The organism is Arthrobacter sp. 2RAF22 (assembly GCF_052115325.1).
Taxonomy (GTDB): Bacteria; Actinomycetota; Actinomycetes; order Actinomycetales; family Micrococcaceae; genus Arthrobacter.
In genome coordinates this window covers 66,205-79,618 of sequence record NZ_JBFRGL010000018.1, presented here as the reverse complement: position 1 = coordinate 79,618, position 13,414 = coordinate 66,205, and the positions used below count along the sequence as shown (strand labels likewise).

15 protein-coding genes and 1 riboswitch are annotated in these 13,414 nt (G+C 64.6%); of the genes, 2 read left to right on the top strand and 13 right to left on the bottom strand.

The window, feature by feature from the left end; genetic code table 11:
- Nucleotides 1–32: 32 nt before the first annotated feature.
- The 13 genes from AB4068_RS13540 to glyA all read right to left on the bottom strand — a co-directional run bounded on the left by AB4068_RS13540 (nucleotide 33) and on the right by glyA (nucleotide 11,497).
- Nucleotides 33–1,136: a YihY/virulence factor BrkB family protein gene (locus AB4068_RS13540; protein WP_441433657.1), complete on the bottom strand. Its 1,104-nt coding sequence runs from the start codon at nucleotides 1,134–1,136 to the stop codon at nucleotides 33–35.
- A complete protein-coding gene (locus AB4068_RS13535) occupies nucleotides 1,057–1,749 on the bottom strand; it encodes a 2'-5' RNA ligase family protein (protein WP_306964662.1) in 693 nt (230 codons plus the stop codon). Before AB4068_RS13535 ends, AB4068_RS13540 begins: the two co-directional genes overlap by 80 nt.
- 4 nt (nucleotides 1,750–1,753) lie before the next feature.
- A complete protein-coding gene (trpS, locus tag AB4068_RS13530; protein WP_306964660.1) occupies nucleotides 1,754–2,845 on the bottom strand; it encodes a tryptophan--tRNA ligase in 1,092 nt (363 codons plus the stop codon).
- An 18-nt stretch (nucleotides 2,846–2,863) separates the two neighbouring features.
- Nucleotides 2,864–3,697, bottom strand: a complete 834-nt coding sequence (locus AB4068_RS13525) for an exodeoxyribonuclease III (RefSeq protein WP_059388003.1) — start codon at nucleotides 3,695–3,697, stop codon at nucleotides 2,864–2,866.
- A 10-nt stretch (nucleotides 3,698–3,707) separates the two neighbouring features.
- On the bottom strand, nucleotides 3,708–4,280 hold the full coding sequence (locus AB4068_RS13520; protein ID WP_307052678.1) for a hypothetical protein: 573 nt from the start codon (nucleotides 4,278–4,280) through the stop codon (nucleotides 3,708–3,710).
- A gap of 67 nt (nucleotides 4,281–4,347) precedes the next feature.
- Nucleotides 4,348–5,181, bottom strand: a complete 834-nt coding sequence (locus tag AB4068_RS13515; protein WP_307052679.1) for an ABC transporter permease — start codon at nucleotides 5,179–5,181, stop codon at nucleotides 4,348–4,350.
- Complete coding sequence (locus AB4068_RS13510) at nucleotides 5,178–5,999, bottom strand: ABC transporter permease (RefSeq protein ID WP_441433656.1); 822 nt, start codon at nucleotides 5,997–5,999, stop codon at nucleotides 5,178–5,180. Before AB4068_RS13510 ends, AB4068_RS13515 begins: the two co-directional genes overlap by 4 nt.
- Nucleotides 5,992–6,921, bottom strand: a complete 930-nt coding sequence (locus AB4068_RS13505; RefSeq protein ID WP_059388000.1) for an ABC transporter ATP-binding protein — start codon at nucleotides 6,919–6,921, stop codon at nucleotides 5,992–5,994. Before AB4068_RS13505 ends, AB4068_RS13510 begins: the two co-directional genes overlap by 8 nt.
- 229 nt (nucleotides 6,922–7,150) lie before the next feature.
- The gene (locus AB4068_RS13500) at nucleotides 7,151–7,450 is read right to left on the bottom strand and encodes an SHOCT domain-containing protein (RefSeq protein ID WP_059388001.1); all 300 of its coding nucleotides are present in this window, start codon (nucleotides 7,448–7,450) and stop codon (nucleotides 7,151–7,153) included.
- A 133-nt stretch (nucleotides 7,451–7,583) separates the two neighbouring features.
- Complete coding sequence (locus tag AB4068_RS13495) at nucleotides 7,584–8,249, bottom strand: response regulator transcription factor (protein WP_284992010.1); 666 nt, start codon at nucleotides 8,247–8,249, stop codon at nucleotides 7,584–7,586.
- On the bottom strand, nucleotides 8,246–9,190 hold the full coding sequence (locus AB4068_RS13490; protein WP_441433655.1) for a sensor histidine kinase: 945 nt from the start codon (nucleotides 9,188–9,190) through the stop codon (nucleotides 8,246–8,248). The genes AB4068_RS13495 and AB4068_RS13490 overlap by 4 nt, the downstream gene beginning before the upstream one ends.
- Nucleotides 9,191–9,266: 76 nt before the next feature.
- On the bottom strand, nucleotides 9,267–10,175 hold the full coding sequence (locus tag AB4068_RS13485) for a bifunctional methylenetetrahydrofolate dehydrogenase/methenyltetrahydrofolate cyclohydrolase (RefSeq protein ID WP_441433654.1): 909 nt from the start codon (nucleotides 10,173–10,175) through the stop codon (nucleotides 9,267–9,269).
- Nucleotides 10,176–10,183: 8 nt separating this feature from the next.
- Complete coding sequence (gene glyA / locus AB4068_RS13480; protein ID WP_441433688.1) at nucleotides 10,184–11,497, bottom strand: serine hydroxymethyltransferase; 1,314 nt, start codon at nucleotides 11,495–11,497, stop codon at nucleotides 10,184–10,186.
- A gap of 90 nt (nucleotides 11,498–11,587) precedes the next feature.
- A riboswitch (ZMP/ZTP riboswitch) is annotated at nucleotides 11,588–11,672 on the bottom strand.
- A gap of 35 nt (nucleotides 11,673–11,707) precedes the next feature.
- Here glyA and purU point away from each other — a divergent pair.
- Nucleotides 11,708–12,568 (top strand): formyltetrahydrofolate deformylase, encoded by an 861-nt coding sequence (purU, locus tag AB4068_RS13475; protein ID WP_284992013.1) that lies wholly within the window; start codon nucleotides 11,708–11,710, stop codon nucleotides 12,566–12,568.
- Between the two features lie 107 nt (nucleotides 12,569–12,675).
- Nucleotides 12,676–13,398: a class I SAM-dependent methyltransferase gene (locus AB4068_RS13470; protein ID WP_441433653.1), complete on the top strand. Its 723-nt coding sequence runs from the start codon at nucleotides 12,676–12,678 to the stop codon at nucleotides 13,396–13,398.
- Nucleotides 13,399–13,414 lie beyond the last annotated feature (16 nt).

Sequence of the window (13,414 nt, the reverse complement as noted above, 5' to 3'; positions counted from 1 at the left end):
ACAACTGCTAGCTAGTTGGGGCGCTGGCTCCCTCAGGAGTCCTTTGCGTGGAACGTGCGGGGCGAAGGGTGCCGCGATCCGAGGGCCGGCTTGGGGTGCCCGTGGGCGCTGGTGTCCGCTTCCCTGACGGCCGCCCACGCCCCGGAGACCAAGTAGACCTGGCTGACCAGGTTGAACCAGATGAGAAGCCCGATGATGATGGCAAATGAGGCCAGAATGGGATTCCGTCCGGCATTCGCCAGCAACTCCGTGCTGAAGATCTGGAGGATGGTGGTTCCGATGCCGGCCAGCACCGTTCCTTCCACGAAGGCTTGCCGGCGAAGCTTCAAGCGGCCTGCGAAGCGGAACATGATCACCGCCGTCGCCCAGTTGAGGACCAGGGGTACGGCCGTGCGAACGAGCCAGGTGACCGGGCCAGCGACGGCGTCGGCCAAACCGAGCCGCTCGATGATCCATCCGGCTGCTGTCCCGAACACGAGCGAAACACCGGCGCTGACCACCAAGGCTGCGCCGAGCAGCAGGAGGGTACCGGCGTCGCGGGCCTTCATCAGCAGAGGGTTTTCCTGCACGGGCTCCAGACCGCACACCCCGCGGAGACCCTCCCGGATCCCCGCGATCCAGCCGAGAGCAGTAAAGACCGTGACGACGGCGGCTATGACGGCCGTCCAGCCAAGGCCTGTGGGATTCAGGAGATCATGCGGATCCACCAGGCCGTTGCCCCCGCTGGTTTTCAGGAGTCCCGGGGCCGCTGTGGCGACGCTCGAGACGATTGAATCAACTAGTTGGGGTTGCCCGTTGAGGACCAAGCCGGTCACGGCGAATCCCGTGGCCAGCAGGCCTGTGATGGAGAAGAACATGGTGAAGCCTATGCCGGCGCTCAACAACGGACCGTGGCGCAGGTTGTAGAGGTTGAAGGCGCGCATCGGCCGGAAGTTGCTGAGCCGGGCGAGGGCCAGGTTGATGAACGCCGGTATGGTGGCGCCTCTGTTGCCCGAGCGCCGGGCTTTACCCCATTCGACCTGACGATGGATGAGCTGCAGCTTCAGCTGCGCCCCTTCAGTCGGCAGCGGTGGCTTCTCCGCCTGCTGCCGGTCGTTGCGCTGTGCTTTTCCGTGATTGGTCTGCGTCGCCGCCAAAGTCGAGCTCTTCCCGTAGCTGCCAAATGCCGTTGTCGTCGTGCTCGTAAAGTCCCATGCTAACCACAGGGAAGGTGGCGCTGTAGTTCTTGAGCACCGTTTCGGCCTCGTCAAGACTCTCGGGAGCGACGTCGTGCGCTACCGTCACATGCGGGTGGTAGGGGAAGGGAAGATCGCGTTCCAGGGGGCCGGTCTGTAGTTGTTCGTGCAGGCCTACGCACTCCTCGAAACCGTCTGCGACCTTCAGGAACACCACCGGGGATACCGGCCGGAAGGAGCCCGTGCCGGAAATCGTGATCCTGAATGGTGCCTGGCGCCGCGCGACGTCGCGGACATGCTCAAGGGTTGCTTCCCAGTCCTGGGCAGGGGTAGTGGTCACGAGGGTGATGTGGGCCGGGATCACTTCCGCCATCGGATCGCCAAAGGATGCACGCCATTGCTGCAGTTCCTGGGCGACTTCCCGGGGGAAACCCAGAATGACCCCTACGCACAGGTTGTCCCCGCACGCGCTGGCAGACTGGTGTGCGCCCGTGCCCGGGCGGGCATCAGTGTCCCGGCCGGCTCCCCGTGAACGGGAGCCGACCTGGACGCTGAGCTTGCCAGCCGCGCACATGGCTTTAGCGGATTCCTTGTGCTCCGCCGTACGGCAGGAAGCCCACCTTGGCGTAGACGTCGGCGAGCGTGGCCGAGGCGATCTCGCGGGCTTTGTCCGCTCCGTGAGCCAGGAGCCGGTCGAGTTCTGCCGGATCGGCGAGCAACTCGTTGGCGCGGTCCCGGATCGGCCCGAGGTGGGCCGCAACGAGTTCAGCGAGGTCGACCTTCAGGTGGCCGTACATCTTGCCTTCATAGTCCGCGACGATTTTCTCCACCGTCTGGCCGCTGATGGACGAGTAGATGCTCAGCAGGTTGGACACTCCGGGCTTCGCTTCGCGATCGAAGCGGATTTCCGTGCCGTTATCCGTGACTGCCGACTTGATGCGTTTGGCCGTGACCTTCGGGTCATCGAGCAGGTTGATCAGGCCGGCCGGCGACTCCGCGGACTTGGACATCTTGGCCGTGGGGTTCTGGAGATCGTAGATCTTGGCCGTTTCCTTCTGGATAAAGGCCTGCGGCACCTGGAATGTCTCGCCGTAGCGGCTGTTGAAACGCTGGGCGAGGTCGCGGCTGAGCTCAATGTGTTGCCGCTGGTCTTCGCCTACGGGCACCCCGTGTGGCTGGTACAGCAGGATGTCGGCCGCCTGCAGGATCGGGTAGGTGAAGAGCCCGACGCTCGCGTGGTCCGAGCCGTGTTGCAGCGACTTGTCCTTGAACTGGATCATGCGCGATGCTTCGCCGAAGCCCGTGATACAGCCCAGGACCCACGCCAGCTGGGCATGTTCAGGCACCTGGGACTGGACGAACAGGGTGCACTTGTTGACGTCTACACCGCCGGCGATGTACTGCGCAGCGGTGACGCGCGTACGGCGAGCCAGCTCGGCGGGATCCTGCGGCACCGTAATGGCATGCAGGTCCGGGATGAAGAAGATGGCGTCGTACTCGTCCTGCATGCGGACCCAGTTGACCAGGGCACCGAGGTAGTTGCCCAGGTGGAGGGAGTCAGCAGAGGGCTGCATGCCGGACAGCACGCGGTGCTTCGCCCCGGCGGCCAGTTTGGTTGATGTTGCCTTGGCTGCGGCTGCAGCGGGTTCAGTCGTGGTGGAACTGGTCATGAGGAAACTTTCGAAAGCCTAGAGCTGGTAGTCGACTACCAGCGGTGCGTGGTCGGAGAAACGGGTGTCCCATGACGGCGCCCGGTCGACGACGGCCGAAAGTGCGGCTGCCGCGAGTCCGGGAGTGGCCATGTGGTAGTCGATGCGCCAGCCTGTGTCAGTGTCAAAGGCCTTACCGCGCTGAGACCACCAGGTGTAGGGGCCATCGACATTTCCTGCCAGGCCCCTGTGGACATCCCTCCATCCGATCTCGTCGCCGAAGAAGCGGTCGAAGTACGCGCGCTCCTCAGGAAGGAAACCGGCACGCTTGGTGTTGCCCTTCCAATTCTTGATGTCCAGCTCCGTATGGCCCACGTTCAGGTCGCCGACCACCAAGGCATGCTCGCTGTGCTTGGCAAGTTCCGGAAGCCTCGTGGTCATAATGTCCAGGAAGCGGTACTTGTCCACCTGCTTGGGTGTGTCCACTTCGCCGGAGTGCACATAGGCGCTGACGACCGTCAGGGTAGTGTCCTTGCCGCCGCCGTCCCGAACGACGTAGTCCGCCTCGACCCAGCGCCCAGTCGTGGCGAAGTAGTCGTCGCCGATACCCACGCGGGTGGCGACGGGTTCCTGCCGGGAGGCAATCGCAACGCCGGCGCGGCCCTTTGCCTCGGCTTCGGCGTGCAGGATGTACCAGCCTTCGCCGATGAGCTGGTGGACCACCTCATCGGGCGCGCGGACTTCCTGCAGACACAGGATGTCGACGTCGCGCGGTTCCAGCCACTCCGCCATGCCCTTCTTGTAGGCGGCGCGAATGCCGTTGACGTTGACCGTTGCGATGCGAAGGAAGTCCTTCTTCAATGCCGAGCTCACCCCGTCCACTCTAGTCGATGATGGTGCCCGAGACGGGCTCGTCGCCGCCGCCGGATGACTTGATCATGTCCCGGGCATTGCTTGACGTGATGGCGATGGTTTCCAAGGCGCGGTTGATCGTGTCCTGATCGGCGGCGTCGCCCTTGGCGCGTTCGTCCTCCACCACGCGGACCTGCACCTGGACAATCTTGAAAGAGTGGTCCAGTTTGAGGTCCCGCATTTCGTCAGCTTCGCTCCGTTCCGAGACCACCCGTGTGCCACCGTGGTCGGCGCTCGACGACGACGGCGCCCGGCCGGTTGCCGCGTTGAAGGCGTTCTGGGCCTCGGTGAGTTTTTCACCGGCCCTCCTGGCGGCCTTCTGGATGCTGAAGACCACGAAAGCGGCGAGCGCGAGCCAGCCGAAGGAGACAACCGCAACGATCCAACCGACGACGTCGTTGTGGTTGGCGGCGAAGATCACGGCCACCAGGAAAGCGATGAGCACCACGGTCATGCCCAGTCCACCGATGCGGAAGCCTTTGAAAGGGCTCCTGGCGGAAGCGGACGAGGGAACAGATGACGGGGAGTCGCCGAGGGATCGCATGCACCCATTGTCGCAAACTCCGCGCGGCGAACCGCCCGCTTCCACCCCCGGCGAACAGCCCGCGCCGCTATTTCAGGAAGAGCTTGCGCAACCTTCCGGTAGTGAGCGTGATGCCGAGTCCGATCATCACGAGGTAGTAGGCGATATGGACTGCCGTGGCCGGGCTGAAGGAGCCGATGCTGATCTGCCGCAGGAGTTCCACGCCATGCCAGAGGGGCATTGCTTGGATGAGCCACTGGATGTATTGCGGATAGACGCTCAGCGGGTAGAAGGTAGCGCTGAAAAGGAACATGGGCAGCATGAAGAAGTTGATCCAGTCCATCTGCTGGAACGTCTTCATGAAGCTGGTGATGCCCATGCCGAAACTCGCAAAGCCGAAAGCGATCAGCACTGAGGCGGGGATGACGAGGACGGCCCATGGCGTGGTGATGAGGCCCATGACGGCCATGACGGCCGTGAACCCCGTGGCATACAGGAGTCCGCGCAGCAGGGCCAGGAAGATCTCCCCGATGGCTACATCCAACGGCCCGAGGGAGGTGTAGAGCATTCCCTGGTACAGCTTGGCGAAGTTCATCTTGAAGAAGACGTTCCAGGTGGAGTCGTAGACGGCGCCGTTCATGGCGGACACGGCAAGGAGCGCGGGCGCGATGTAGGCCGCATAACTGATTTCCTGGCCGCCCGGTCCCGCCACGGTACCCACAATCGGGCCGAGTCCCACGCCCATGGAAATCAGGTAAAGCACCGGCTCGAAGAATCCGGATACCAGGATCAACCACGTGCTGCTTTTCGCTGCCATGAGGCCCCGGGACACAACAGCAAGCGCGTTGCGGGAGTACAGCGGGCCGAAGGTACGTTCACGGGCGGCGTCGGTGGCGCTGTGGCCTCCGGTAAGAACGCTCATGCTTCCATCCTCCTGACGAACTGGCGCCTCGTCAGCGTCCAGCCTGCGGCGGCGGCGCCCACAAGGAACAGGACGTGGGCCAGGGTCAACAAGGGATTCTCCTCGAGTCCATAGGTGAAGACGCGGCCGAGTTGCGTTCCGTGCCACACCGGCGAGATCCAACCGATCCAGCGCACTCCCAGCGGCAGCGAATCCAGCGGGAAGAAGGTGCCCGAAAACAGGAACAGTGGCACCACGATGAAGCGCTGCACCAGCGCGAACTGGCCGGAGTCTTTGGTGATGGTCGAGGCATAGGCCATGAGCGGCAGCCCGAAGGACAGTCCGGCCACCGTGGCAACTATCGCCGACACCCAACCCCACGGACTCGGCGAGGCACCGAACATGGCCACGATGGCGAAGTACACCACCGATTGCACCAGGAACTTCAAGGCACTCGCCATGATGTGGCCCGCGGCGATCTGCTGCGGTACCAGCGGGGAGGCGTGCGGGCCATAGAACACGCGGCGCCACTTGAAGCCGTCCATGATCGGGTAGGAAAAGTCTCCCGACGCCGTCATGACCGCGGATGAGACCAACAATGCCGGCGCGATGAAGGTCAAATAGTTCACTCCACCGAACACCGCTGCGCTGTTCGCATCCACGAGGCTCGCCAGCCCGACTCCCATGGCGAACAGGTAGGCCACCGGCTGCCCCACGCTGTACAGGAACACGGACCAGCCGTAGCCACGCATCACTCGGAGGACCTGCTCGGCGTAGAAGAAAGATCCCCAGCGCTTCGCCCGGCTGGCTGAGACGGCAGGCGAGTGGGCGCTAGTCAACGAGGCTCCGTCCGGTCAGCCGGAGGAAGACGTCCTCCAGCGAAGAACGCCGCACCAGCGACGTCAGGGGACGGAGCCGGCGTGCGGAGACTTGCTCCAGGGCCGATTCGCCGTCGTTCGCGTAGATGAGCACCCGGTCCGGGAGCGTCTCGACGCGTTCGCCGATGCCCGCGAGTTCGGCGCCGATAGTGGCGTTGCGTTCCGAACCGAAGCGCAGTTCCAGCACCTCGCGCGTGGAATATTCGCGGATCAGGCTGGCAGGCGAACCTTCGGCCATGATCCGGCCCTTGTCCACCACGATCAGCCGGTCGCAAAGCTGTTCGGCCTCGTCCATGTAGTGCGTAGTGAGGATCAGCGTGACACCTTGCTCCTTGAGCCTGAACAGCCGGTCCCAAAGGATGTGGCGCGCCTGCGGGTCCAGTCCCGTAGTGGGCTCGTCCAGGAGCAGGATCTTCGGCTCGTTGATCAGCGAGCGGGCAATCGTGAGGCGCCGTTTCATGCCGCCCGACAGGGCATCGACCCTCGACTTGGCCTTGTCCGTCAGCTGGGCGAACTCGAGCAGTTCATCAGCCTTGGGGCGCAAGTAGCTCAAGGGCAAGCCGAAGTAGCGGCCATAGACAATCAGGTTTTCGCGGACCTTCAGTTCCTCGTCCAGGTTGTCCTGTTGCGGTACCACTCCGAGGTGCGCGCGGACTTCCGGCCCGTGGGTTTCCGGGTCCAGGCCCATGATGCTGAGCTTCCCGGACGTGCGCTGGGAGACTCCGCCGATCATTTTCATGGTGGTCGATTTGCCGGCACCGTTGGGGCCAAGCAGGCCGAAGGACTCCCCTGCCGGGACCTCGAACGAGATTCCGTCGACGGCGATGAGCTCGCCGTAGCTCTTGGTGAGGTTTTCGGCGGTGATGACTGCGGGTGGGTTCATCTGGAAGCTGGCTGACGTGGAGGAAGATCGGGTGGCTTCATTGTGCACCCCAGCAGACTAGTAGAGCCAAGGAATACGTGAAAGAGGTATTCCGCAATTTTCTGGACTAACCTGCTGGACCCTTCGCGACATTCTGCTGGATCATTCCGCACCTCAGGCCCTGGAACCGCGTGGTTCCAGGGCCTGATGGTTTATCCAGACGAATGATCCAGCAGAATCCGCCGGTTCGTCACTTCGTGGGATGTGCCCGCAGCACTTCCAGGCGTTGGCGGTACTCGGTCTCGTCGATTTCGCCCCGTGCGTAGCGCTCCCTCAGCACGCTTTCGGCGCCCTGTGTTGCTGCCCAGTAATGGTTCCGGCGCCACATCCGGCGGCCGAAAAAGATGAAGAATCCGATCACGAGGAACCAAAACAGCGGGATCAGGAGGAAAAACGGCCAGAAGACGAATCCGTCCCCCGGTCCGTGAACGACGTCGGCGGGCAGCTGCGCGGCCGCGGCGCCGATGGTGGTGCTCAGTGATGTCAACATGTCCAGTCCAAACTCTCAACAGGCCGTATCTCGGCTCTGTTTCCAGTCTTGTTTTTGGCCCGTCGAGACGCGTCGGCCACCGGGAGTCACTTGCGGCCAGCTGCCTACTCCCCCGGGAGACTGCAGGCCAGGGCTAGCTGCTCCAACCCGGCCGCACCAGGCCGGACTCGTACGCGAGCACCACCAATTGCGCACGGTCACGCACCAGCAGTTTGGTCATGATCCGTGAAACGTGCGTCTTTGCCGTGAGCGGGGTGATGAACAGCCGCTCGGCGATCTCTGCGTTGTTCAGGCCCTCGCCAACCAACGCCAGAACTTCCCGTTCGCGCTCGGTAATTTGCTCCAGCGGCACTGTCTTCGACGCCGCCTTGCTGTGCAGGGCAAGCTGGGCCATGATGCGGCGTGTCACCGACGGCGAAAGGAGGGCGTCGCCGTCGTGCACTACCCGCACGGCCCGGATCAGTTCCTCCGGTTCGGTGTCCTTGACGAGGAAGCCCGCGGCGCCCGCGCGCACGGCTTCGGCGATGTATTCGTCCAGCTCGAAGGTCGTGAGGATGATAATGCGCGTGTGCGCGAGTTGTGGGTTGGCCAGGATTTGCCGGGTTGCGGCCAGCCCGTCGCCATCCGGCATGCGGATGTCCATGAGCACGACGTCGGGTGCCTCACGCTCGGCCAGCCTGACGGCGTCCCGGCCGGTACCGGCTTCGGCCACCACCTCCATGTCCGGTTCGGCGTCCAGGAGGGCCCGGAATCCCGCCCGGATAAGGTTCTGGTCGTCGGCGAGCAGCAAGCGGATCATCGTTGGTGTCCTCCCTCGTGGGGGTTCAGCGGAAGGTTCGCTTCCACGCGCAGCCCGGGCTCCAGCGGCGTCAGGCCAAGCGTGCCGCCCAGCGCCTCGACGCGCTCCCGCATGCCCCTCAGCCCGTTCCCGGCGGGCGCTCCGCGGAGGCCTCCGCCGTCGTCGTCGATCCGCACCCTCAGCGCGTTCCCGGACAATTCGAGAAGTACGACGGCGGACGCCGCGCCTGAGTGCCTGCGGACATTGCTCAGCCCTTCCTGGACGGTCCGGTAGGCCGCTTCCTGCTGGCCTGGGCCCACGCCTTCAGGGTCGACGGAGTTTTCGAACCGCACCTCTAGGCCGCCTCGCCGCGCGTCGTCGACGAGTTCCGGGATCCGCCCCAGGCTTGGCGGAGCCGAGGGACTCAGCGGGGCGTCGTCGCGCAGCACACCGAGGAGCTGGCGGACTTCGGCCAAGGACTCCTTGCTCGCGGCCTTGATGGCCTCCAGCGCCGGGCGGAGCTTCTCGGGATCGTTCGTTCCCAGATGGAGCGCCACAGAGGCTTGGACGTTGATCATCGACAGGGAGTGCGCCACCACATCGTGGATATCGCGGGCGAGCGTGAGGCGGTACTCGTCCCGTTCGGCCTGTTTCGCGGCCTCCCGCCGTCGCCGGTATTCGGCCATCCGTTCGCCCCGGCGTCGGAAGCCTTCACCGATCAGGACAAGGATCGCGGCCCAGGCGACACCGGCAGAGGCCCGGACCAGCCCCGTCTCATCTCCGGCGAGGACAGCCATCAGAACGACGGCCGCGGCGGAAATCCCGGCCCCGAGCCAGGCCTGCCAGCGCAGCCCCGCGGCAGCAGTGAGGATGATCGAGAGAGCCAGGGACAGCACTATCGGACCCCAGGCGTAACCGAGGAGCAGATAGACGGACGCGGCCGGGAGGGTGATCGGGAGCATGACGGCCGGCGGGTTAACGGTGTAGGGCGCCTACTCCCGCGGGAGTAGGCGCCCTACACGGTGGTGGGGAGCACAATCAGGCGACGCCGGAGACGCTTCCCGCCAGTTGGCGTTCGGCGGCTTCGACCACGTTGGTCATGAGCAGCGCCACGGTCATGGGACCCACGCCGCCGGGGTTCGGCGAAATCCAGCCGGCTACCTCGGCAACCGCGGGATCGATGTCCCCGTGGACCTTGCTCTTGCCCGTCTCGGGGTCGGTTTCACGGGTGACACCGACGTCGAGCACGGCCGCGCCCGGCTTCACGTCCCCAGGCTTGACGATGTGCTTGGCACCCGCCGCGCCGACAATCACGTCCGCCTGCCGCAGCAGCTCCGAGAGGTTCTTGGTGCCGGTGTGCGTGAGCGTCACGGTGGCGTTCACGGCCCGCCGCGTGAGCAGCAGTCCGATCGAGCGGCCGATGGTGACCCCGCGGCCGACCACCACGACGTGCTTGCCGGCGAGGCTGTAGCCGTTGCGCTCCAGGAGCTCGATGACGCCGCGGGGTGTGCACGGCAGCGGCGAGGTGATCTCTCCGTAGACGTTGAGCACCAGCCGGCCCAGGTTGGTCGGGTGCAGGCCGTCGGCATCCTTGGCGGGGTCGATCCGCTCGAGGATGGCGTCGGTGTCCAGGTGCTTGGGCAGTGGCAGCTGCACGATGTAACCGTGGCAGGCGGGGTCCGCATTGAGTTCGTCGATGAGGTCCTCGACCTGCGCCTGGGTGGCGTCCGCCGGAAGCTCACGCTGGATCGAGTTCATCCCGATCTCCACGGACTGCTTGTGCTTCATGGACACGTAAAGCTGCGAAGCAGGGTCCGCACCGACGAGCACAGTGGCAATGCCCGGAGTTACGCCGCGGGCCCTCAGTGCAGCTACACGCTCAGTCAGCTCAGACTTGATGGCGGCAGCGGCGGCCTTGCCGTCAAGGATCTTCGCGGTCTGCGCCATGGACGGGTTCACCACTGCTCGTGCTGCGGGTACAGCGGGAAGTCAGCGGCGAGCTTGTCGACGCGGGCCTGCAATGCTTCGACGTCGGTAGCGGAACCGGCCTTCAACGCCGAAGCGATGATCTCGGCAACCTCGGCGAACTCGGTGGCTCCGAAGCCGCGGGTAGCCAGGGCCGGGGTACCGATGCGCAGGCCCGAGGTGACCATCGGCGGGCGGGGGTCGAACGGAACGGCGTTGCGGTTGACGGTGATGCCCACGGAGTGAAGGAGGTCTTCGGCCTGCTGGCCGTCCAGCTGCGAGTTGCGCAGGTCCACGAGGACCAGGTGCACGTCGGTGCCGCCGGTCAGAACGGAAACACCAGCTTCAGCGACGTCGGCCTGGTTGAGGCGATCGGCGATGATCTTGGCGCCTTCGAGGACGCGCTCCTGCCRCTCCTTGAACTCCTCGCCGGCGGCGATCTTGAAGGCAACGGCCTTGGCGGCGATCACGTGCATGAGCGGGCCGCCCTGCTGGCCCGGGAACACGTTGGAGTTGAGCTTCTTGGCCCATTCCTGCTTGGCGAGGATCACGCCGGAACGGGGGCCGGCCAGCGTCTTGTGCACCGTGGAGGTCACGACGTCGGAATGCGGCACCGGGCTCGGGTGCAGGCCGGCTGCGACGAGGCCCGCGAAGTGGGCCATGTCCGTCCAGAGGAGCGCGCCAACCTCGTCGGCGATGGAACGGAAGGCTGCGAAATCGAGGTGGCGCGGGTAAGCGGACCAGCCGGCGATGATGACCTGGGGCTTCTCGGCAATGGCTTGTTCGCGGAGCTTGTCCATGTCCACGCGGAAGGTGTCTTCTTCAACCTGGTAGGCAGCCACGTTGTAGAGCTTCCCGGAGAAGTTGAGCTTCATGCCGTGGGTCAGGTGGCCGCCGTGGGCAAGGGAAAGGCCGAGGATCTTGTCACCTGGAGTGATCATGGCGGACAGGGCTGCGGCGTTGGCCTGCGCACCGGAGTGCGGCTGGACGTTGGCGTACTCGGCGCCGAAGAGCGCCTTCACGCGGTCGATGGCCAGTTGCTCGGCGACGTCCACGTATTCGCAACCACCGTAGTAGCGGCGGCCCGGGTAGCCTTCGGCGTACTTGTTGGTCAGGACCGAGCCCTGGGCTTCCATGACGGCGCGGGGCGCAAAGTTCTCGGAAGCGATCATTTCCAGGGTGCCGCGCTGGCGGCCGAGTTCCTGTTCCAGAACTGCTGCGATCTCGGGGTCGAGCTCGGCAAGCGGCTGGTTGCTGATGGTCGCGGAGGTGATGGTGGTGGTGGTCACGAAGATCTCCTGGATAGGCAACGGGTATTTCTACAGGTCAGGCTACCGGCTGGGTTTTTTCCATGCCTTTGATTACGGGGCATGGCACAGCGACAGTAAAACGTGACCCTCGGCCCAGGCGTACGATCCGTGGTCTTCAAAATGCCGCTCCCTGGTGGTGCACCACCCAACGCCAGTCGCGACGACTTAAACAGTACAACAGGTGCGCAACGGTAGGCTTTAGCTGTGACTGACTCCACCCTGCCTACGTCTTTTGTTGTAACCCTGTCCTGCCCGGACCGGCCCGGAATTGTGCACGCCGTTGCGGGGGCTTTGTTGGAGGCCGGCTGCAACATCGCAGATTCCCAGCAATACGGCAGCCCCAGCACGGGAAACTTCTTCATGCGGGTGGAAGCCACAACGTCTTCGAGCCAGGCTGAACTGAGTGCGGCGCTGGCCCCGGTGGCCGAAGAATTCGGCATGAAGTGGCAAATCAACCCGGTGGGCCAGAAGGTCCGTACCCTGATCCTGGGTTCAAAGGACGCACACTGCCTCAACGACCTGCTCTTCCAGCAACGCTCAGGAACCCTCCCCATCGAGGTGCCGGCCATCGTCTCCAACCACCGGGACCTCGAAGGCCTGGCGGAGTTCTATGGGATCCCCTTCCACCACATCCCGGTCACCCCGGACACCAAGCCGCAGGCCGAGGCGAAGCTGCTCGCACTCATCCATGAGCACGGCATCGAGCTGACCGTCCTGGCGCGCTACATGCAAGTACTCTCCAACGAGCTCTGCTCCGAGCTCAACGGCAAGGCCATCAACATCCATCACTCCTTCCTGCCGTCCTTCAAGGGCGCCAAGCCCTACCACCAGGCGCATGCCCGGGGCGTGAAGATCATCGGGGCCACTGCGCACTACGTCACGGCGGACCTCGACGAGGGTCCGATCATCGAGCAGGAAGTCATCCGGGTGGACCACGCACGCACGGCCGAGCAATTCGTGCAGATGGGCCGCGACGTCGAGGGCCGCACGCTGGCACAGGCTGTGCAGTGGCACGCAGAGCACCGCGTCCTGCTCGACGGCACCCGCACAGTGGTGTTCAACTAGGCGCCCCACCCAACCAGCCCCCCACCCAACTGACTCGCATTTGTTGTCGTTTAGAGGCCTCATAACGACACCTACTGCTAGTTAGTTGGGTGTTCTACGCTGGGTCCATGGACGGGACCCGAAGGGCCTTCAGCGACGAAGCCGACTATCACGAGGCGAACCTGGCCGTTTACTACGACCGGCAGGCCGGCATTCAGAACACCCGCGCCATGACCCCGCGTCGGACGGAATGCCGCGACTGGTTTATCCGCCTGCTCAAGGAAGAACACAGGCACTCGCTGTTCGAACTAGGCTGCGGCACAGGCGTCGAAGGCTTGGAATTCGTGCGGGCGGGACTGCACTACACCGGCGTCGACCTGTCCGAGGAGAGCATCCACGTTGCCCGTGCCAAAGGGCTCGACGCCAGCGTTGCCAGCGGCCGGTCCCTGCCGTTCGCCGATGCTACTTTCCCGGCCGTGTGGACTATGAGCACCCTCCTGCACGTGCCCAACGTGGTAATCCACGACGTCGTCAGTGAACTCGTGCGGGTCAGCGCGGCTGGCGCGCCAATCGCCGTCGGACTCTGGTCCGGTGACGATGAGGAAGTCCTCAACCCCGAGGACGAAGACGAGCCGCGGCGGTTCTTCAGCCGGCGGAGCGACGACACCGTGCGCCGCATCTTTGGCGCGCACGGCGACGTCGAGCGCTTTGAGACCTGGCCCGAGGGCACAGGAGTCGAGTCGGGACCCGGCGCCGGGAACTGGACGCAGCATTACCAGTTCCTGGTCCTCCGGACTCCTTCGCTTGGGCCCACGCCGCCAGGGTTCCCTGGCCGAGCGAAGCGAGGTTAGGCAGGCGCCGTCATCT